The organism is Nocardia sp. NPDC060249 (assembly GCF_042728755.1).
Lineage (GTDB): Bacteria > Actinomycetota > Actinomycetes > Mycobacteriales > Mycobacteriaceae > Nocardia.
The window spans coordinates 172,798-191,839 of the sequence record NZ_JBHXAQ010000007.1 but is presented as its reverse complement, the minus strand read 5'-3'; the positions used below and the strand labels follow the sequence as shown (position 1 = coordinate 191,839).

General features: G+C 68.5%; 19 protein-coding genes. 6 read left to right on the top strand and 13 right to left on the bottom strand.

The window, feature by feature from the left end; all coding sequences use genetic code 11:
* Positions 1 to 18 precede the first annotated feature (18 nt).
* The 5 genes from ACFWFP_RS24210 to ACFWFP_RS24190 all read right to left on the bottom strand — a co-directional run bounded on the left by ACFWFP_RS24210 (position 19) and on the right by ACFWFP_RS24190 (position 4,588).
* Positions 19 to 843 carry an ABC transporter permease gene (locus ACFWFP_RS24210; protein WP_379298577.1) on the bottom strand — a complete coding sequence of 275 codons (825 nt, stop codon included), beginning with the start codon at positions 841 to 843 and terminating at the stop codon, positions 19 to 21.
* Positions 840 to 1,826: an ATP-binding cassette domain-containing protein gene (locus ACFWFP_RS24205; RefSeq protein WP_379298575.1), complete on the bottom strand. Its 987-nt coding sequence runs from the start codon at positions 1,824 to 1,826 to the stop codon at positions 840 to 842. Before ACFWFP_RS24205 ends, ACFWFP_RS24210 begins: the two co-directional genes overlap by 4 nt.
* 59 nt (positions 1,827 to 1,885) lie before the next feature.
* Entirely contained in the window at positions 1,886 to 3,010 is a 1,125-nt protein-coding gene (gene menE / locus ACFWFP_RS24200) for an o-succinylbenzoate--CoA ligase (RefSeq protein ID WP_379298903.1), read from the bottom strand.
* A gap of 277 nt (positions 3,011 to 3,287) precedes the next feature.
* Positions 3,288 to 3,680, bottom strand: coding sequence for a VOC family protein (locus tag ACFWFP_RS24195; RefSeq protein ID WP_379298573.1), 393 nt, complete (start codon positions 3,678 to 3,680; stop codon positions 3,288 to 3,290).
* Between the two features lie 14 nt (positions 3,681 to 3,694).
* On the bottom strand, positions 3,695 to 4,588 hold the full coding sequence (locus ACFWFP_RS24190; protein ID WP_056816187.1) for a 1,4-dihydroxy-2-naphthoyl-CoA synthase: 894 nt from the start codon (positions 4,586 to 4,588) through the stop codon (positions 3,695 to 3,697).
* A 141-nt stretch (positions 4,589 to 4,729) separates the two neighbouring features.
* Between ACFWFP_RS24190 and ACFWFP_RS24185 the strand changes: the two genes are divergently transcribed.
* From ACFWFP_RS24185 to menD, 3 genes are all read left to right on the top strand, one after another.
* Positions 4,730 to 5,176: a DUF6918 family protein gene (locus ACFWFP_RS24185; RefSeq protein WP_301903721.1), complete on the top strand. Its 447-nt coding sequence runs from the start codon at positions 4,730 to 4,732 to the stop codon at positions 5,174 to 5,176.
* A gap of 364 nt (positions 5,177 to 5,540) precedes the next feature.
* Positions 5,541 to 5,801, top strand: coding sequence for a hypothetical protein (locus tag ACFWFP_RS24180; RefSeq protein ID WP_379298571.1), 261 nt, complete (start codon positions 5,541 to 5,543; stop codon positions 5,799 to 5,801).
* A 257-nt stretch (positions 5,802 to 6,058) separates the two neighbouring features.
* Complete coding sequence (gene menD / locus ACFWFP_RS24175) at positions 6,059 to 7,690, top strand: 2-succinyl-5-enolpyruvyl-6-hydroxy-3-cyclohexene-1-carboxylic-acid synthase (protein ID WP_379298569.1); 1,632 nt, start codon at positions 6,059 to 6,061, stop codon at positions 7,688 to 7,690.
* A gap of 59 nt (positions 7,691 to 7,749) precedes the next feature.
* Here the strand turns inward: menD and ACFWFP_RS24170 are convergent, their stop codons facing one another.
* Entirely contained in the window at positions 7,750 to 8,151 is a 402-nt protein-coding gene (locus tag ACFWFP_RS24170) for a hypothetical protein (protein ID WP_379298567.1), read from the bottom strand.
* 34 nt (positions 8,152 to 8,185) lie between these two features.
* Between ACFWFP_RS24170 and ACFWFP_RS24165 the strand changes: the two genes are divergently transcribed.
* Positions 8,186 to 8,776 carry a TIGR03086 family metal-binding protein gene (locus tag ACFWFP_RS24165; RefSeq protein WP_379298565.1) on the top strand — a complete coding sequence of 197 codons (591 nt, stop codon included), beginning with the start codon at positions 8,186 to 8,188 and terminating at the stop codon, positions 8,774 to 8,776.
* A gap of 8 nt (positions 8,777 to 8,784) precedes the next feature.
* On the opposite strand, the gene ACFWFP_RS24160 is transcribed toward ACFWFP_RS24165, so the two are convergent.
* A complete protein-coding gene (locus tag ACFWFP_RS24160; protein ID WP_379298563.1) occupies positions 8,785 to 9,417 on the bottom strand; it encodes a TetR/AcrR family transcriptional regulator C-terminal ligand-binding domain-containing protein in 633 nt (210 codons plus the stop codon).
* Positions 9,418 to 9,499: 82 nt separating this feature from the next.
* On the opposite strand from ACFWFP_RS24160, the gene ACFWFP_RS24155 reads away from it, so the two are divergent.
* Complete coding sequence (locus tag ACFWFP_RS24155) at positions 9,500 to 10,546, top strand: aldo/keto reductase (protein ID WP_379298561.1); 1,047 nt, start codon at positions 9,500 to 9,502, stop codon at positions 10,544 to 10,546.
* A gap of 14 nt (positions 10,547 to 10,560) precedes the next feature.
* On the opposite strand, the gene ACFWFP_RS24150 is transcribed toward ACFWFP_RS24155, so the two are convergent.
* From ACFWFP_RS24150 to ACFWFP_RS24135, 4 genes are all read right to left on the bottom strand, one after another.
* Positions 10,561 to 14,820 (bottom strand): molybdopterin-dependent oxidoreductase, encoded by a 4,260-nt coding sequence (locus ACFWFP_RS24150; protein WP_379298559.1) that lies wholly within the window; start codon positions 14,818 to 14,820, stop codon positions 10,561 to 10,563.
* A gap of 198 nt (positions 14,821 to 15,018) precedes the next feature.
* Positions 15,019 to 15,732, bottom strand: coding sequence for a demethylmenaquinone methyltransferase (locus tag ACFWFP_RS24145; RefSeq protein ID WP_379298557.1), 714 nt, complete (start codon positions 15,730 to 15,732; stop codon positions 15,019 to 15,021).
* A gap of 51 nt (positions 15,733 to 15,783) precedes the next feature.
* Positions 15,784 to 16,926, bottom strand: coding sequence for a glycosyltransferase family 4 protein (locus ACFWFP_RS24140; RefSeq protein ID WP_379298555.1), 1,143 nt, complete (start codon positions 16,924 to 16,926; stop codon positions 15,784 to 15,786).
* Between the two features lie 72 nt (positions 16,927 to 16,998).
* Complete coding sequence (locus tag ACFWFP_RS24135; protein WP_379298553.1) at positions 16,999 to 17,439, bottom strand: DUF3592 domain-containing protein; 441 nt, start codon at positions 17,437 to 17,439, stop codon at positions 16,999 to 17,001.
* Between the two features lie 157 nt (positions 17,440 to 17,596).
* Between ACFWFP_RS24135 and ACFWFP_RS24130 the strand changes: the two genes are divergently transcribed.
* Positions 17,597 to 18,094 (top strand): DUF2505 domain-containing protein, encoded by a 498-nt coding sequence (locus tag ACFWFP_RS24130; protein ID WP_379298551.1) that lies wholly within the window; start codon positions 17,597 to 17,599, stop codon positions 18,092 to 18,094.
* Positions 18,095 to 18,135: 41 nt separating this feature from the next.
* On the opposite strand, the gene ACFWFP_RS24125 is transcribed toward ACFWFP_RS24130, so the two are convergent.
* Both ACFWFP_RS24125 and ACFWFP_RS24120 read right to left on the bottom strand, forming a co-directional pair.
* Positions 18,136 to 18,552, bottom strand: coding sequence for a VOC family protein (locus ACFWFP_RS24125; protein ID WP_379298549.1), 417 nt, complete (start codon positions 18,550 to 18,552; stop codon positions 18,136 to 18,138).
* A 9-nt stretch (positions 18,553 to 18,561) separates the two neighbouring features.
* Positions 18,562 to 19,023 carry a helix-turn-helix transcriptional regulator gene (locus ACFWFP_RS24120; protein ID WP_379298547.1) on the bottom strand — a complete coding sequence of 154 codons (462 nt, stop codon included), beginning with the start codon at positions 19,021 to 19,023 and terminating at the stop codon, positions 18,562 to 18,564.
* Positions 19,024 to 19,042 lie beyond the last annotated feature (19 nt).

The following is a 19,042-nucleotide window of genomic DNA, read 5'->3' as shown; positions in this document are numbered from 1 at the left end:
GTTGCGCAGGAGCGGTGTTCAGGCGCGGCGCATGTAGGCCCGCACCGCCAGTGGCGCGAAGATCGCGATCACCACGAGCGAGCCGACCAGTGACCAGACGAGGTCGGTGCCGTAGCTGTTGGAGTTCATCAGTTCCCGGCAGGTGTTGACCATGTAGTACACCGGGTTGACGTGGTTGAGCCCCTGCATCCAGCCCGGCATGGTGCTCACCGGGGCGAAGGCGCCGGACATGAACGTCAGCGGGAACATCACCATCATCGAGATGCCCTGCACGGACGCCGCGCTCTTACCGGTGACACCGACCAGCGCCCAGATCCAGCTGACCGCGAACGAGCACACCACGACCACCAGGCAGGCCGCGACCACCCCGACCAGACCGCCGCCGGGCCGGTAGCCCAGGCACAGACCGACCAGCACGGTCAGCGTCGAGGCGATGGCGTAGCGCACCATATCGGCCAGTAGCGCACCGGACAGTGCCGAGACCCGGGCGATGGGCAGGGATTTGAAGCGGTCGAACACGCCCTTGTCCATGTCCTCACGCAACTGCGTGCCGGTGACCACCGAGGTCAGCACCACGGTCTGCACCAGGATGCCCGGGATGAGCACCGGCAGATAGCCGGAGACGCTGCCCGAGATCGCGCCGCCGAAGATGTAGGTGAACAGCGCCGTGAACAGGATCGGCTGCACCGTCACGTCGAAGAGTTGTTCGGGATTGTGCTTGATCTTGAGCAGGCCGCGATAGGCCATCGTGAACGAGGTGGAGATCGTGTCGCGCAGGCTGATTCGGTCGCTGGCCTGGGGGAGGTCGTCGATGGTTGGGGGAGCGGTGAGAACTGCGGTCATGCCGCGCTCCGTTCGGTGTCGTCGGATTCGTCGGCCGGGTGGCCGGTGATGGTGAGGAAGACTTCGTCCAGCGTCGGCTTGCTGACGGTGATCTCCTCGACCCCGATCTCCCAGTCGCGCAACCGGATCAGCAGCTCGGCGGTGAGATTCGGGTCGGGCAGCGGCGCGGTCAGCCTGCCCGCTTCGGGGCTGATCTGCGCGCTCACGTCGAGGAAGTCGCCGACGATGCGGCGGGCCTCGTCGAGCTGCTCGGGATCGACCAGGGTCAAGTGGACCGATGCGCCGCCGATGGAGGCCTTGAGCTCGTCGGCGGTGCCGTCGGCGATCACCCTGCCGCGGTCGATCACGGCGATCCGGTCGGCCAGCTGGTCGGCCTCGTCGAGGTACTGGGTGGTGAGCAGCACCGTGGCGCCCTCACGGACCAGTCGGCGGATGGTGTCCCACATCTGCGCGCGGGTGCGGGGGTCGAGGCCGGTGGTCGGTTCGTCGAGGAACAGCAGCGGCGGGGTGGAGATCAGGCTGGCGGCGAGGTCGAGGCGCCTGCGCATGCCGCCGGAGAAGTTCTTCAACGGCTTGGACGCGGCCTCGACGAGGTCGAACTCCTCGAGCAGCTCGACCGCTTTGCGCCGGGCATCGCCTCTGCTCAGGCCGAGCAGGCGGGCGAAGATGATCAGGTTCTCGGTGGCGGTGAGTTCCTCGTCGACCGAGGCGTACTGGCCGGTGACACCGATCAGCGAGCGCACCGCGTTCGGTTCGGCCACGACGTCGCGGCCGAAGATCCGGGCGCTACCGCCGTCGGGTCGCAGCAGGGTCGCCAGCATCTTGATGGTCGTGGTCTTGCCCGCGCCGTTCGGTCCGAGCACGCCGTACACGGCGCCGCGCGGCACCGTCAGGCTCACCCCGTCGACCGCGCGCTGCTTGCCGAACACCTTGACCAGCCCGTCCGCCTCGACGGCGAGGGATGAAGTGGGTGTGTAAGTCATGAGCACTACCGTGCCCACCCCGACTTGCACGCCCCTTGCGCAGCGCTGTCGTCGTGGGGCTACTCGGCTTGCAGGAGCTTGCGCAGGGCCGCGCGGTCGGGCTTGCCGGGGCCGCGTAGTGGGATTTCGGACAGCACGGCCAATTCGCGCGGTGCGGCGATCGAATCGAGTTCGGCCACCACGTGGGCACGCAGTTCGTCCAGCGTCGGCGCGGCACCCGGTGCCGGCACGATCGCGACCGCGACCCGCTGACCCAGCCGTTCGTCGGGCAGGCCGAGCACGATGCATTCGCGAATACCGGGGTGGTTGGCCAGCACAGCCTCCACCACCTGCGGAATCACCAGCAGGCCGCCGGTCATGATCGCCTCGTCGAGGCGGCCCGAAATCGAGAGCACGCCGTCGTCGAAGGAACCCGCGTCCTCGGTCCGGAACCAGCCGGGCTCGGCGAAGGCCGGATGATCGGGCAGATTGCGGTAACCGCGCGCGATCATCGCACCGCCCAGGACGACGCGGCCGTCCTCGATCCGCACCTCGGTGCCATCGAGCGGCACGCCCTCGTAGACGCACCCGCCGCAGGTCTCGCTCATCCCGTACGTGCGCACCACGGTGATACCGAGGTCACGCGCCCGGTCGAGCACCGGCGCCGGCGTGGCCGCGCCGCCGACCAGGACGCCGTCGAGTTCGGCCAGCGCCTTGGCCGCCACCGGCGAATCCAGCGACTTGATCAGCTGCGTCGGCACCAGCGCGGTATAGCGACGCGGTCCACGCATCGCTCCGACAGCGCCGGCCAGTGCCTCGGGCAGGAAACCGCCCGACACGTCGAGCACGGTCGGTTCGGTACCGGCGAGAATGCTGCGCAGCAACACCTGGATACCGGCGATGTGGTGGGTCGGCAGCGCCAGCAGCCAGCTACCCGGCCCGCCGAGGCGGTCGTGGGTGGCGTTGCCGCTGGCACGCAGTGCCTCGGCACCGAGCAGTGCGCCCTTGGGGATACCGGTGGTGCCCGAGGTCGTCACGACCAGCGCGACATCGTCGTCGATCGGATCGCCCGGCTTGAGCGCGTCGGAGAGCCTGCGCGCCTCCCGGCGATCGGTGGTCGGGATCGGTAACCACGCCGGGCCGCTGCCGTCGAGGGCTTGGCGCAGGTGGGGCATCACTTCGCTGACCCCGGCGCCGGTCGGCATCTGCAGCGTCCGCAGGGTTCGACTCACCCCACCACCTCCGGAAACAGCTTGCCGCGCGCCCTCACGGCTTCGATCGTGTCATGCGACCGACAAGACCCGGCCAACGGGTCGGTTTGTCGGGAAACGGGTCGTGAAAGCCAGGCATAGCGACTGCGATTCAGTAGATGGACACCACTCGCACTGCGGTCCGGACGGCGTCGGTCGGGCGCTTGCTCGCAGCTATCGTGCGCGGCCGAGCCGTCATCGGCAACTCGGCTCGGCCGCGGGCACAGCTCGCTCATTCCGCCGACCAGCGCGGATCCCGCCGGATCGGATGTTCGGCCGGAACCTGCACCAGCACGATCGCGACCCCGTCCGGATCGCGCACCCACATCTCCCACAGGCCCCAGGGCTCGAGCACCGGCGTGCGCTCGATCTCGATTCCCTTCAGCGCCAACTCCGCCGCCGCGTCCTCGACATCGCGCACCTGCAACCAGATCGCGCCGTCGAAGCTGCCGGATTGCCCGCTGCCACCGTGCGCGGCGACCTCGAGCAGCGACTGCCCGGCGAAGAACACGGTGCCGCCCGGATATTCCCGGGCGATCGCCAAGCCGAGGCTGTCGCGGTAGAACGCCAGCGTGCGCCCATAATCGCTGGGACGCACGATGGTCCGGCTGTTGAGAATCTCCATGGGGGTGTCCGTTCTCAGAAGTACCAGGGGTAGGGCGTCCAATCGGGCTTGCGCTTCTCCAGGAACGAGTCCCGGCCCTCGACCGCTTCGTCGGTCATGTACGCCAGGCGAGTCGCCTCACCGGCGAACAGCTGCTGACCGACCAGACCATCGTCGAGCAGGTTGAACGCGTACTTCAGCATGCGCTGTGCCTGCGGCGATTTGCCGTTGATGTCGGCGGTCCACTCGAGCGCGACGTTCTCCAGCTCGTCGTGATCGACCACCTTGTTCACCGCACCCATCTGGTGCATCTCCTCGGCCGTGTACGGCCTGCCGAGGAAGAAGATCTCGCGGGCGAACTTCTGGCCCACCATCTTCGCCAGGTACGCGCTGCCGTAGCCGCCGTCGAACGAACCCACGTCGGCATCGGTCTGCTTGAACCGCGCGTGCTCGCGCGAGGCGAGCGTCAGATCGCAGACCACGTGCAGGCTGTGGCCGCCGCCCGCTGCCCAACCGTTGACCAGCGCGATCACCACCTTGGGCATGAAACGGATCAGCCGCTGTACCTCGAGGATGTGCAGGCGGCCCGCACGCGCCGCGTCGACCGTATCGGCGGTCTCGCCGTCGGCGTACTGATAGCCGTTGCGGCCGCGAATGCGCTGGTCACCACCGGAACAGAACGCCCAGCCGCCGTCCTTCTCGCTCGGACCGTTGCCGGTGAGCAGCACCGCGCCCACATCCGGGCTCATCCGTGCGTGATCGAGCGCGCGGTACAGCTCGTCGACGGTGTGCGGACGGAACGCGTTGCGGACCTCGGGCCGGTCGAACGCGACCCGCACCGTGCCCTGCTCGATATGGCGGTGATAGGTGATGTCGGTCAGGTCCTCGAACCCGGGGACGGGCTGCCACAGCTTCGGATCGAAAGTCACGAGCACGATTATTGCCTTACCTTCCGACGTCGCGGTACGAGGTCGTAACACCGCAGCTCGAGCGGTCGCCGCATACTCTGAGCACCCGGTGCGTATAGTTGCGCCTGCTCGTACATCGAACCGATCCGGAGGAACCTGAAAGTGGTTGCAGCACTGTCTGAATCCCTGCTCGACGACGCCAAGCGTCCGGCTTTCCTTGCTGACGCCGTCGAGGTGCTCGACGCCGAGGTCTCGGACAAAGGTGGTGCGTCCGGCCTGGCCGTGAAGGGTGGCTACGCGGCGGTCAAGAAGATCAGCCCGACCATCGTTCCCGACGGCCTCGCGTCGCTGGCGCCGAAACTGCTCGATCAGCTCCAGCCCTACTGGGCGGAGTTCACCGCCTCCGGCACCGGCACCTTCGCCGATCTGCTGGCTGCGAAGTCCGATGAGGTCGCCGAGTCGCTGCTGGCCGTCACCGACGCCCGCGCCGAGTCGTCCACCCGGCCCGCGCTGAAGAAGGTGTACTCGTCGATGCGTGGTTCGGCCAAGAAGCACGTCATCGAGGCACTGCCGCGCGTCGGCGATCTGGTGCAGAAGCACGCAGGCTGAGCGGTATGGCGAGGTAGCCCTCGCCGCGATCGTCCGAAGAGGCCGGTGCGAGTTCGGGTAACCGAACCGCACCGGCCTTTTCGCGTCGGTGGGTGACCACGCTCACGGAACAGGGGTGTGCGGTGGTGGCGGACACATCGATTCCCGGTCGGCGGTAAATTCCGCGGCGGTGTGTGTGAGGAATATTACCGCTCCGGTGAACGCCAGGATAATTGCGGGTTGCCACGAATTCGTCATATGCGCGTGCGTCATCGTCGCGATTGACAACTACCCTGCCTTATCGGTTACGTTGCCAATCAAGCGATTCGAAAGGTGAATTGCTTCAAGTGACTGCATTGCACAGGTCGAAAGGAAGTTTGCTCACATGATCTCTCGCAAGACCCTCGCCGCCACCGGTGCTGCCGCTGCCGCCGCTGTCATGTTCTTCGGTCCCGTCGCCATCGCGAGCGCCGACACCGGCTCCGCGGAGGCCTCCACCGGCTCGGCTGACGTGCTGACCGGCTCGTCCGCGGGTTCCGGCGTGCTCGAGTCGGGCAGCGCCGCCGCCGACAGCGCCACCTCCGCTGTCCTCAACATCATCGAGTCCGTCACGGGCATCCAGGATCTCACCGCCCCCGCGGAGTGAGCTGACTCTTCGTTCGGCCGGCCTTGTACGGGGTTGGCGGGAATTCCGGCGCCGGGCTTCTTGCTCGTCGCCGGATTTCTTTCTTCTATTGTTCTCTTTGCGATTTCATGAATATCGGTTGCTGCCGGATATGAATAGCTGCCCGGCTTTCCGGTAAAGGGTTGAGCGTTCGAATATCGGCGCGCCGTCGGGCTCGGTGACGCAGGCAACGCAGGCCGGGGGCAGACGGGTGCGCGCCGGTCTGACAGGCTGTGATTGTGAATCCGTCTACTGCGCAGGCTCGAGTGGTCGTCGACGAGCTCGTCCGCGGCGGCGTCCGCGAAGTGGTGCTGTGCCCCGGATCGCGTAACGCGCCACTGGCCTTCGCGCTGCAGGCGGCCGACGCCGCAGGCGCGCTGCGGCTGCACATGCGCGTCGACGAGCGCACCGCCGGCTTTCTCGCGATCGGTCTCGCGGTGTCGTCGGGGCGACCGGTTCCGGTCGTGATGACCTCCGGCACCGCGGTGGCGAACCTGGGCCCGGCGGTCCTGGAGGCCAACTACGCGCGGGTGCCGCTGATCGTCGTCAGCGCGAACCGGCCCTACGAGATGCTCGGTACCGGCGCCAACCAAACGGTGGAACAGCTCGGGCTGTTCGGCTCGCAGGTACGCGCCACGATCAGCCTCGGGCTGGCCGAAGCCGAAGCGGGGGAGTCGGCCTACCCGCGCCAGAACAGCGTGTGGCGCTCGTCGGTGTGCCGGGTGCTCGCCGCCGCGCGCGGAACCCGTTCCGGCAACGCGGGTCCGGTCCAGTTCGACATTCCGCTGCGGGAACCGCTGGTCCCGGAGCTGTCCGACGATCCGCTGCCCATCGGCCGCGAGGGCGAACGGCCGTGGACGGCCACCCAGTACGCCACGCTCGACGTGCCGCTCGACATCGATCTCACGCCCGACACCGTCGTCATCTCCGGCCACGGCGCCCGGCTGCTGCCCGAACTCGCCGCGCTGCCGACGGTGGCCGAGCCGACCGCGCCGATGCACGGCCCCGCCCTGCATCCGCTCGCGCTGTCGCTGCTGAAGCCGGCCCAGGCGATCATCACCGGTCGTCCGACCCTGCACCGGCAGGTCTCGCGCGTGCTGGCCGATCCGGACGTCACCGTTTTCGCGCTCACCACCGGGCCGCGCTGGCCCGATGTCTCCGGCAACGTCGTCGGCACCGGCACTCGCGCGGTGACCACCGGCGCACCCGCGCCCGAGTGGCTGGCGCGCTGCTCCGAACTGAACCAGCAGGCCGAATCGGTGGTGCGGGCCGAGCTGGCCGCGCATCCCAAGGCGACCGGGCTGCACGTGGCGGCCGTGGTCATGGACGGACTACGGGAAGGCGATCAGCTGCTGCTCGGCGCGTCGAACCCGGTGCGCGACGCCGCCCTGGTCTCGCATCCGCGGCCGGGTATCCGGGTGCTGTCCAACCGCGGCGTCGCCGGGATCGACGGCACCGTCTCCGGCGCCGTGGGTGCCGCGCTGGCGCATCCTGGCCGCACCGTGGCGCTGATGGGTGACCTCACCTTTCTGCACGATGCGTCCGGCCTGCTGATCGGGCGTGGCGAACCACGCCCGGACAACCTCACGATCGTCGTCGCCAACGACGACGGCGGCGGCATCTTCGAGCTGCTCGAACAGGGAGATCCGCAGTACGCGGGCGTGTTCGAGCGGGTTTTCGGCACACCGCACGGCATGGATCTGGCCGCGCTGTGCGCCGCCTACCGCATCCCGCACCGTCAGGTCGATCCCGACGAATTGGCCGTGGAACTGGCCGCCGACGCGCACGGCCTGCGGGTGCTCGAGGTCGCGACCGAGCGTTCCAGCCTGCGCGAACTGCACGCCGGTCTGCGGGCGAAGATCGCCGGTTAGGCGAACCTGCGCCTGCGCCGCGGCCGTGCGCGATCGACGATCAAACGCGGTGGCGCCCGTCAGCCTTCCTCGGCGAGGGTGAATCCCTCGCCGCCCTCGTCGAAGGGGACGGGAATGGTCTGTTCGATCACGTCCGCCGGATTCGCGGTGTCTGCCTCACGGGCGATCGTGGCCGCCATCTCGTCGGTGTAGTCGGCGGCGTCGGAGTAGGCGGGATCGTCGGGGTCGTCATCGCGGAAGGCGGACTGTTCCTGCTCGACGCGATCGGCCTCGGGGACCTCGTCCAGCGGGCGAGAGGTGTCGTAGTCGATCATCGGTGCTCCTCGTTCGTCGGCCTGCTCGATCGGTTGAGCCTCGGACGTGATGTGACGCTGATCGGGTCCTGCGCTGTCCAGCGTGCGCCGATCCGGTGCGCGCGGCAACCCGCACCGATGACTTTCCGGCGACAGGGTCGTCTTCATGAGTGCAGCCACCTGCCATCGCTGAGGAGTGCCCATGGAACCGCAGTTCGATTTCGAACCCGCCGCCCGGTCGCTGGCCGCGGTCGTCGACGGCATCACCGACGACCAGCTCGCCGACCCGACGCCGTGCGCCGAGTCCACGGTGCGCGATCTGCTCGCCCACGTGGTCGGACTGACCGAGGCGTTCCGCCAGGCCGCGACGAAGGAGTCGATCGGCCGGTCCGTGCCCCCGCCCGCCGGTTCCGGCAGCCCGCTGCCCGATGACTGGCGCACTCGCATCGCCGCGCAGCTCGAGACGTTGACGTCGGTGTGGCGCGTCCCCGAGGCATGGGACGGTGACACCGAGGCCGGTGGCGTGGAGCTGCCCGCCGCGATTATGGCGCTCGTCGCCCTCGACGAGATCACCATCCACGGGTGGGATCTTGCCGTCGCCACGGGCCAGCAGCTGACCGTCGCCCCCGCGGACCTGGCGATCCTGCACGAATTCCTGCGCGAGACCGATCCCGCGGGCACACCCGGCCTGTTCGGCCCGGTCGTCGAGATCCCGGCCGGCGCTCCCGCCTTCGACCGGCTGCTCGGTCTCACCGGTCGCGACCCGGCCTGGCGTTCCCCGGCGGCCGCCTAGCACCGCGTTCAGCCGCCGAGACTCTCGGCGGCGAGGACGAATGTCCCCGCGGCGGTGGCGATGGTGGCGGCCCGGGCCGACCGGTCGGCGATGTCGTCGTCGATGGGATCGCCGCTGGCCAGTAAGCGGTAGTAGAGCGGCGCGGAGACGGCGGAGAGAACGGCGCGCGGGTCGGTACCGACCGGCGCCTCGCCACGGACGACGGCGGCCTCGACGCACGGCGCCCATTCGTTGAGCCGGGTGTCGTAGAAGGTGTGCAGCGCGGCGGCGGTGGCATCGTCGCAGGTGGCGGCGGCGATCACGGCGCGGAAGAGGTTGCTCTGGCGACCGTCGGCGAGAGTCTTCGCGACCAGGCGGGCGTTCGCGGTCAGATCGTCGAGCAGTGAGCCGGTGTCGGCGCGGGGCAGCGACTGTTCGGCCATGTCGACGAGCAGATCGGCGACCAAGCCCGCGGGGGTGCGCCAGCGGCGGTAGACGGTCGTCTTGCCGACCCCGGCGCCGGTGGCGACCTCGGTCAGGTCGAGGTGCGCGAATCCGCGGTCCGCCAGCAGATCGCCCGCCACTTCCAGGACGGACTCGCGCACCCGGGCGGTGCGTCCACCAGGCCGAACGGAGCCCGGCCAAGCAATGTCGTGATCCATAACGGGACTCCTGTTTCATTTAGCGCGGATCGGGTGTACTGTCGATCGTGTTAACGACACTGTAGACCCTTTAGGAGCTCTCATGGAATACCGGCGGCTCGGCGCATCTGGTCTTCTCGTTCCGGCACTCGGCTTCGGCGCGGGTACCTTCGGCGGTCGCGGTGCGCTGTTCAGCGCATGGGGCGATACCGATGCCGCGCAGGCCAGGCGCTTGATCGACATCAGCCTGGAGGCCGGTGTCACCCTGTTCGACACGGCCGACGTCTATTCCGACGGCGCGTCGGAGGAGGTACTCGGCGCGGCGATCAAGGGCAGGCGCGAGCAGGTGCTGCTGTCGACCAAATCGGCACTGCCCACCGGTCCCGGCCCCCACGAGGCGGGCTCGAGCCGCGCCAGGCTGATCCGCGCCGTCGACGCCTCGCTGCGCCGTCTCGGCACCGATTACCTCGACTTGTTCCAGCTGCACGCCTTCGACGCGGGCACACCGCTGGCCGAAACTCTCACCGCCCTGGACGATCTGGTGCGGGCAGGCAAAATCCGCTACCTCGGCGTCTCCAACTTCGCCGGCTGGGAGCTGATGAAAACACTCGCCACCGCCGAGGCTCTCGGCCTGGAAAAGCCGGTGGCGCACCAGGTCTACTACTCGCTGGTCGGTCGCGACTACGAATGGGAACTGATGCCGCTCGGTGCCGATCAGGGAGTCGGCTCCATCATCTGGAGCCCGCTCGGCTGGGGCAGGCTCACCGGCAAAGTCCGTCGCGGGCAGCCGCTTCCGGCGGGAAGCCGACTGCACGAGACGGCTCAGGCCGGCCCACCCGTCGACGACGAGCGACTCTACGACATTGTCGAGGTGCTCGATCGCATCGCCGCCGAAACCGGACGCAGCGTCCCACAGATCTCCCTGAACTGGCTGCTCACCCGGCCCACCGTCGCCACGGTGTTGATCGGGGCCCGCAACGAGGAGCAGTTACGGCAGAACCTCGGCGCGGTCGGTTGGCAGCTCGATCCCGAACACCTGGCCGCACTCGACGCGGCGAGTGCGACGACACCCCCGTACCCGTACTACCCGTACCACCGGCTGCCTGACTTCGCCCGGCTCAACCCACCGGCGATCCGCGCGGCGGCCTGATCACGTCAGGCAGGTCAGTACACGTCGCGCACGTACCGCTTCTCGGCGACGAGCTGCTTCTTGAAGGCCAGCGCGCCCGCCTCGTCCAGCTTTCCGTGGATCTGGGCGATCCGCAGCAGGGTGTCGTCGACATCCTTGGCCATCCGGGCGGCGTCACCGCAGACGTAGAAGTGGCCGCCGTCGCGCAGCCACGACCACAGCTCGGCGCCGTGCTCGATCATGCGGTGCTGGACATACACCCGCTCGCGCTGATCGCGGGAGAAGGCCAGGTCGAGCCGGGTGAGGAAACCGGAGCGGAACATGTCCTCCAGCTCGGCGCGGTAGTAGAAGTTCTGGGCGGCGTGCTGGTCGCCGAAGAACAGCCAGTTGCGACCGGTCGCGCCGATGGCTCGGCGCTCGTGCAGGAACCCGCGGAAAGGAGCGATACCGGTACCCGGCCCCACCATGATCATCGGGGCGTTCGGGTCCAACGGCGGACGGAAGTGCGGTGCCCGCTGCAGAAAGATCGGCACCTCGGTAGTGCCCCGGTCGGCGAGGAACGTCGAGCACACCCCGCCCCGGCGCGCCGAGGTGCCTACCGGGTCGCCGTAGCGGACGACACCGACCGTCAGCTGCACCTCGTCGGGCGTGGTCAACGGGCTGGAGGAGATCGAATACTGGCGTGGTTGCAGCTTTTTCAGTGCGCCGAGCCAGTCGACGAGGTCGGTGCGCACCGGGAAGTCGCGCAGCACATCGACGGCCTGGCGGTCCCACAGGTAGGAGGCGAGCTCATTGCGATTGTCGCGGCGCAGCAGTTTGGCCAGCTGCGGGTGGGGGTTGCGCTCGCCGATGAAGCCGAGCAGATCCTGGCTCACCTTGGTGATGTCGTAGTGGGTGCGCAGGGCATCGGTGAGCGTGAGTTCGCGGTCGTCGACCTCGATCATGCGGCGACCATCGAGTCCGGTGCAGGTGAGCCATTCGTCGACCAGATCGGGACAGTTGGCGGGCAGCACGCCCAGGGAATCGCCCACTTCGTAGCCGGCGTCGAGGTCGTGGAGGTCGAAGCCGAAGCGACGCACCTCTTTCGGTGAGCCGGGTGCGCTGAGGATCTCGTTGCGCATCAAAGAGGCGCGGACCGGGGACTGGCGGGTGAACGGAGCGGCGGCGGCACGCTGCGCTCGGGAGGGTGCGGGCGCGAGTTGCCGATCGAGCACGGTCGCGCCACCGAGACCGGCCGGTGACGGCATCGCACGGCCCGAATCAGGCTGCCGGGCAATGGTGCTGGTGCCGAGCGAATCGTGGCCGTTCGGTGCGCCGACGAGCGCAGCATCGCGGCCGCGCGGAGTGCCGCCGGTCGGACCGCCGTCGCCGGGCGATCCGCTGGTGATCGCGATCAGGACATCGTCGAGCCACTGATCGGCGGTGTCGGCGAAATCGGGCTCGCTGTCCACTCGCGGCAGCAGTCGCTTCGCGCCACGTTCGGCGAACAGGGTGTCGAGCCTGCGGCCATGGCCACAGAAGTCGTCGTAGGAGGAGTCGCCGAGCGCGAACACCGCGTACCGGACACCGTTGAGGCGAATGATGCTGTCTTCGAGCCTGGTCCAGAAGTCGGCGCCGTTGTCCGGCGGGCCACCGTCACCGAAAGTGCTGGTGACGATGAGGACGTCACCGGTGATCGAGGTCAGCTCGCACGAATCCATGTCGAGCAACGACGGCGTGAGTCCCGCTTCCGCGAGGCGGGCCGCGACGGTGGCGGCCAGTTCTTCGGCGTTACCGGTCTGGGAAGCCCACAGGACGGTGATCGGGTGGGGGGTGGGGCCGTCGGAGGCTTCGGCGGGGGCGCCCGCGTTGCGGGAGTACATGCCGGCCAGGAGTCCATCGACCCACAGGCGTGACTGCGTCGACAACGGTGCGCTCACCGGCAGCACCGGCTGCCCGGTCACCGGTAGTGACTGCAGTGCGGCGAGGTACCCGCCGAGATAGATGCGCTCGGTCTCACTGAGCGTGGGGGAGGTGCCGGCATCGAGGCCGAGGATCCCGGCCAGTGGATGCGCGGCCGGTTGTGCGGGCAGCTGCGCGTGGTGCGAAGGCGCCTGCTCGGGGGCGGCGGCCGGGCCGACCCGGCGCAGCGCCACCGCGCATGCCTTGAACTCCGGCTGCAACGAGGCCGGATCCACCGCGTCGTTGGTGACCGCGTTGATCGTCAGATATTCGCCCTGTTCGTCATTCCAGTGGAAGGGAGCAAAACAATCACCAGGTCGCACCCGGTCGCTGATCCGCACCGGCAGCACAGCACGGCCCCGGCGCGACGCGATCTCGAGCTGATCGCCCGGCTTCAGATCGAGTCGCTCGGCGTCGGTGGGATGAACTTCGACGAACGGCTCGCCGTTCAGCTTCGTCAGCTTGGCGACCTTGCCCGTCTTGGTCATCGTGTGCCACTGATGTTGCAGCCGACCGGTATTGAGCAGGAAGGGGTAGTCGTCATCGGGCAATTCGGCGGCGGGCATGTGCGGGCGGGGGAAGAACACCGCGCGCCTGCTCGGAGTAGCGAACGCGAGCCGCGGGGTGGTGCCGTCGGCCGCCACGTGCAGCGGCTGATGGGTGCCGTCGTTGACATAGCGGATGGGGTTGCGCGGGGTATCGGCGTCCTTGCACGGCCACTGCATCGGCCCTTGGGCCAGGCGCTCGTAGCTCATGCCGCTCAGGTCGTAGCCGGTGGCCGGGTTGGTGAACTGCCGCAGCTCGGCGAACACCTCGGCGCTGGTGGCGAAGTCGAAGCCGGGGAACCCCATGGCCGTGGCGACCTGGGCGATCAGCAGCCAGTCCGGTCGCGCGTCGCCGATCGGGTCGACCGACTGCTGCAGCAGAGTGACGTTGCGCTCCGAATTCACCATCACGGCATCGGCTTCGGCCCACAGCGTGGCGGGCAGCAGCAGGTCGGCGTACGCGTTGGTCGCGGTTTCGGCGTAAGCATCCTGGACGACGACCAACTCGGCTGCCTCGAGGCCCGCGATCACCGTTTTGCGATTGGCCACGGTGGCGACGGGATTGGTGCAGATGATCCACGCGGCCTTGATCTCGCCGTCGGCCAGCCCGCGGAACATGTCGATGGTGCCGGGGCCCGATTCGGTGCGCAGGGTGGCGTCGGGCAGATCCCAGGCGGTTTCGACGAAGGTGCGGTCGGCGGGGGAGAGCAGGCTGCGCTGGCCGGGCAGGCCGGGGCCCATGTAACCCATCTCGCGCCCACCCATGGCGTTGGGCTGGCCGGTGAGCGAGAAGGGCCCACTGCCCGGCCTGCAGATGGTGCCGGTGGCCAGGTGCAAGTTCACCAGGGCGTTGGTGTTCCAGGTGCCGTGGGTGGACTGATTGAGCCCCATCGTCCACAGCGACATCCACTCGCCGGCTTCGGCGATCATCGCGGCGGCGGTGCGGATATCGGCCTCGGCCAGGCCGGTCAACTCGGCGACGCGGTCCGGGGGGTAGTCGGCGAGGAAGTCGGGCATCGCCTCCCAGCCCTCGGTGTGCTCGGCGATGAAGTCGGTGTCGATGGCGCCGTCGGCGACCAGCAGGTGCAGCAGTCCGTTGAGCAGGGCGAGGTCGGTACCCGGGGCGATCTGCAGGAACAGGTCGGCGCGGGCGGCGGTATCGGTGCGGCGTGGATCGACCACGATCAGCTTGGCGCCCGCCTTGAGCCGGTCGGCCATGCGCAGATAGAGGATCGGGTGGCAGTCGGCCATGTTCGCGCCGCTGACCAGGAACAGGTCGGCGTGTTCGAAGTCGTCGTAGGAGCCGGGCGGCCCGTCCGCGCCGAGCGATTGCTTGTAGCCGGTGCCCGCGCTGGCCATGCACAGGCGCGAGTTGGCCTCGATGTGTTTGGTCCGCAGGTAGCCCTTGGCCAGCTTGGTGGCCAGGTATTGGGCTTCCAGCGACATCTGCCCCGAAACGTAGAGGGCGATCGCGTCGGGCCCGTGCTCGTCGAGGATCGCGCGCAGGCGGGTGGCGGTTTCGTGCACGGCCTCGTCGACCGGCAGTGGAACCGGGACCTGCCCGCGTTCGGGGCGCCGGTAGGCGGTGTCCATCCGGCCGGGCGCGGCCATCATCTCCGTGTGGGTGGCGCCCTTGGTGCACAGTCTGCCCGCGTTCGCCGGATGCAGCTTGTCGCCGCTGACCTTGGCGATCAATCGCGCGCCAGACTGATCAGTCTTTGTCTGGACGGTTATTCCGCAGCCGACGCCACAATACGAGCACTGTGTACGCACAGTGTCCGTGCCGCGGTCGTCCGCTTCCCCTGTCATGACTCGATCATCCGCATTTGTCGTTGCGCTCGATTTACCGAACGTTATGTCCAGGTGACAATCGACCTCACAAGCCGAAATCTCGGCGGTGAGGATTCGGCCCGAATATCGCCCCTGATCAGGGCGCATTCCGGGCTGTCGGCGCGTAACCGCGGACGAGTCGGGGTGACCGGACTCACCCCGGTCACCGACGGTGTTTCAGCCCAGTTTGTAGCCGCGGTGCAGTGCCACCACGCCACCGGTGAGGTCACGCCACTGCACCGAGTCCCAGCCTGCGTCCGCCACCCGGCGGGCCAGCCTGCGCTGGTTCGGCCAGGCCCGGATCGACTCGGCCAGGTACACGTACGCGTCCGGGTTCGAGCTCACCGCCTGGGCCACCCGCGGCAGCGCCTTCATCAGGTACTCCATGTACACGGTGCGGAACGGCCCGAACACCGGCGTGGAGAACTCGCAGACCACGACCCGTCCACCCGGCTTGGTCACCCGCAGCATCTCGCGCAGCGCCACATCGATATCGGCGACATTGCGCAACCCGAACGAGATGGTCACCGCGTCGAACGAATCGTCGGCGAACGGCAACGCCATCGCATCGCCCGCCACCATCGGCACCTGCCGGAACCGGCCCGCCGCGAGCATCCCCTGGGAGAAGTCGGCGGCCACGCACCAGGCGCCCGACTTGCCGAGTTCCACGGTCGAGACGCCGGTGCCCGCGGCCAGGTCGAGGACCCGCTCGCCGGGACGCAGCGCGAGAGCACGTCGCGTCGCCCACCGCCAGTACCGATCCTGGCCGGCGGAGATGACCGTATTGGTGAGGTCGTAGCGCTTCGCCACACCGTCGAACATCGACGCGACCTCGTGGGGTTGCTTGTCCAGCGAAGCCCGAATCGGTTCTCGCTGCTCTGTTGTCGCCACGCACCGAGCTTAGAGTTTTTTCGCCGCGATAGCGCAGGTGGGTTTCGCCACTCAGGCCGTGCGCGGCAATCGCTCGCGCATCCCGGTGACGTCGGCGTAGTGACTCATCAGCTCGGTGCAGACCGCGGGCCAGGTGCGGTGCAGCACCGACTTGCGCGCCGCCGCCGCGAACCGGCCGCGCTGCCCGGCGTCACGCAGCGCCGACACCGCGCTCGGCAGCAATTCCGCGAACCGGTCCACCGGCAGCAGATACCCGTTGCGGCAGTGCGAGATCAGGTCCCGTGGCCCGCCGGCATCGGGCCCGATCACCGGCACTCCCGAGGACAGCGCTTCCTGCACACCCTGACAGAACGTCTCGTGCTCGCCGGGATGGACCATCACGTCCAGGCTGGCGTAGTGGGTCGCCAGCTCGCTGCCGCCCAGTTCGCCGGTGAACACCGCGTCCGGCATCAGCCTGCGCAGCCGGGCCCGTTCCGGTCCGTCGCCCACCACGACGAGCTGGATCGACGGGTCACCGGCCAGCGCGGCCAGCCGCTCCACGTGCTTCTCCGGTGCGAGCCTGCCCACGAACCCGACGACGAGCCGGTCGCTGGAACCGAGCCAGCTCGCCCGCAACTCGGTACTGCGCGCGGCCGGGTTGAACCGGGCGATGTCCACGCCACGGCCCCAGCGGTGCACCCGGGGAATCCCGTGCTCGGCGAGGTCGTGCGCGGCCGCCGACGACGGCGCGAGCGTGCGGGTGGCGCCCTCGTGGATCCGGCGCGTCCACGCCCACGCGGCCCGTGCGGCCAGCCCGAGCCCGTAACTCTTGGCGAACCCGGCCACATCGGTCTGATACACCGCGACGGTCGGCAGGTCCAAGCGGGTCGCCGCGGCGAGCCCGCCCGCGCCGAGCAGGAACGGCGAGGCCAGGTGCACCACATCGGGATCGAATGCGGCGATGGCGGCGGTGATGCCGGGTTGTGGCAGGCCCACCGGCAGCGAACTCACCTTCGGCACCATCATCGCGGGCACGCGGTGCACCGGGAAGCGGCCGTGAAAACGAGGTGCGGGTGGGGCACCGCGCAGGGAATCGGGCGCCACGATCATCGCGTCGTGACCGTGCTGATCCAGGTGATCCAACACCCGCAGCACGGAGTTGACGACGCCGTTCATGTTCGGCAGGAAAGACTCCGAGACGATGGCTACGCGCACTCTCTCAGGGTGACCGCCACACCGCGCGACACACCCACACCGACGTGAAGCCGGGACGAACAGCAAACGAAGTTACGACTCGCGCTGTTTGCGGCGCACGATCCACAGCACCGGCAGGGCCAGCGCCCATGCCACGAAGATCACCGACGCCGCCGGGATGATCGCCACCCGCGCGTCGCGCCCGGCCACCCGGACCAGGTCGGGATCGCGCGTGCTGTACTCCACGTTGATCCGCTGACCAGCGGTCAGGTTCGTCGGATACAGGATGCCGACCTTCGGATTGTGGGTCACGCTGTCGGGCGTCACGTAGATCACCGCCGAGCGCAACCGGCCCGCGGACAGCACCTCGCCGGAGGTCACGCCACGATGCCGCTCGATCTCGAAGTCGTTGCGCCAGGCCGCGAGCACCAGCAACACCATCAGCACGCTGACGACGGTCGCCGCCCCGACCACCCATGCCCGAACTCGTCGCAGGCGCTTGTTCCGCCGCTCCGACAGGCTGGTTTCCGACACCCGCCACACAGTACCGGCTGTCATCCCGGCGGCTGGTGCCGCGTGTTCTCGGCCTGGGAACCACGTTCGTGCCTCCCTCCGGTCGGTCCGGATCGGGGCGGCCGGGAACCACGGACTGCCGCAGCCGGGCGCAGCGAATACGCCTAGCATTCCCGGCATGTCCCGCAAATTCAGCTTCACCGTGCCCTACACCGTCCCGGTCGAAGAGCTTCACCGGGCACTTGTCGACGATGCCGTCTGGCAGGCGCGTTTCGCCGGCGCCGAGACCGCGACCATCGAACTCTCCCATCCCGACGGCCCCGATTCGATCACCATCCAGATGACCGAAACCCCAGGTAAGGACAAGGTTCCCGCCCTGGTGCGCAAGGTACTCAAGAGCGATCTCGTCCTGGTTCGCACCGACAACTGGCAGCCACTGGCCGGCGAGGTCGCCAAGGGTAGTTTCACCGGCAACACCAGCGGCATCACCACCGAGATGTCGGGCACCTACGAACTGCGCCCCACTGCCGAGGGCAGCGAGATCGAGGTCGTCGGCACGGTCAAGGTGAAAGTTCCGCTGGTCGGCGGCGCCATCGAGCCGCTGGCCGAGCAGCTGCACCAGCGTGTGCTCAACAGCGAACGCAAGTTCATCGAGAACTGGTTCGCCAAGCTCTGAGCGACAGCGACGGGTGCCGCTCCAGCGAGCGGCACCCGGCGTCAGCCGCGGTTCTCGACCAGCACCAGCCAGTTGCCCGAGTTGTCGCGAATGATCGCCTCGGTGCCGTACGGGCGTTCGGACGGCGGCTGAATGAACTCGACACCCTTGGCCGTGAGTTCGTCGTAGGTCTTCTGGCAGTCGGCGGTACGCAGCCCGAGGGCGCCGTGGGTGCCGTCGGCCAGTGCCCGCCGGATCGCGTCGGCGAGGTCGTCGGTGAGCGGCGGCCCCGGGATCATCAGTGTCACCTCGAGCTCGCGATGATCAGGGTGGGCGATGCTCACCCAGCGGAAGCCGTTGTCGCCCATGCTCACGTCCGCGGTCTCGACGAATCCGAGCTTGTCGATGTACCACTGCTTGGCGGCATCCTGATCGGTGACGTACACGGTGACCAGGGAAACGTTCGTGATCGTTGTCATGGTTCGAGGCTATGACCGCTCGGTGCCATCCGGCTTCTCCGAAATTGCGGTGTCGTGGCGGACACGGTCGGAGAGCCCGTGCATGAAGACGTAGCAGCCCGGAATGTGCGGCGCTCCGTCGGCGAATTTCGCCTGATACTCGCTCGGCGTCACCCCGACGAGTTGACGGAACTTGGCACTGAACGAGCCGAGGCTCGAATACCCCACCAGCATGCACACCTCGGTGACGGTCAGGTTGGTCGACCGCAACAGATCCTGAGCCCGCTCGATCCGCCGCTCGGCCAGATACACCGCAGGCGTGCGGCCGTAGACCGCGGCGAACGCGCGCAGGAAGTGGTATTTCGAAACACCTGCGGCGCGGGCGAGTTCGTCGAGGTCGAGCGGATCGGCGTACTGCCGGTCGACGAGGTCACGCGCTGTGCGCAGGTGCGGCAGCAGGGCCAGCACCGGACGCCGCGCCGCGCCGCTCACGGCTGCTCCGCCCGGCGCT

Excerpts from the sequence above, each read along its gene's own strand:
- ACFWFP_RS24210 (WP_379298577.1), bottom strand. The coding sequence starts at position 843 with ATGACCGCAGTTCTCACCGCTCCCCCAACCATCGACGACCTCCCCCAG.
- ACFWFP_RS24130 (WP_379298551.1), top strand. The coding sequence starts at position 17,597 with ATGTCCCGCAAATTCAGCTTCACCGTGCCCTACACCGTCCCGGTCGAA.
- menE (WP_379298903.1), bottom strand. The coding sequence starts at position 3,010 with ATGCCGACCGGCGCCGGGGTCAGCGAAGTGATGCCCCACCTGCGCCAA.
- ACFWFP_RS24125 (WP_379298549.1), bottom strand. The coding sequence starts at position 18,552 with ATGACAACGATCACGAACGTTTCCCTGGTCACCGTGTACGTCACCGAT.
- ACFWFP_RS24170 (WP_379298567.1), bottom strand. The coding sequence starts at position 8,151 with ATGAAGACGACCCTGTCGCCGGAAAGTCATCGGTGCGGGTTGCCGCGC.
- ACFWFP_RS24150 (WP_379298559.1), bottom strand. The coding sequence starts at position 14,820 with ATGACAGGGGAAGCGGACGACCGCGGCACGGACACTGTGCGTACACAG.
- ACFWFP_RS24165 (WP_379298565.1), top strand. The coding sequence starts at position 8,186 with ATGGAACCGCAGTTCGATTTCGAACCCGCCGCCCGGTCGCTGGCCGCG.
- ACFWFP_RS24195 (WP_379298573.1), bottom strand. The coding sequence starts at position 3,680 with ATGGAGATTCTCAACAGCCGGACCATCGTGCGTCCCAGCGATTATGGG.
- ACFWFP_RS24205 (WP_379298575.1), bottom strand. The coding sequence starts at position 1,826 with ATGACTTACACACCCACTTCATCCCTCGCCGTCGAGGCGGACGGGCTG.
- ACFWFP_RS24155 (WP_379298561.1), top strand. The coding sequence starts at position 9,500 with ATGGAATACCGGCGGCTCGGCGCATCTGGTCTTCTCGTTCCGGCACTC.
- ACFWFP_RS24160 (WP_379298563.1), bottom strand. The coding sequence starts at position 9,417 with ATGGATCACGACATTGCTTGGCCGGGCTCCGTTCGGCCTGGTGGACGC.
- ACFWFP_RS24180 (WP_379298571.1), top strand. The coding sequence starts at position 5,541 with ATGATCTCTCGCAAGACCCTCGCCGCCACCGGTGCTGCCGCTGCCGCC.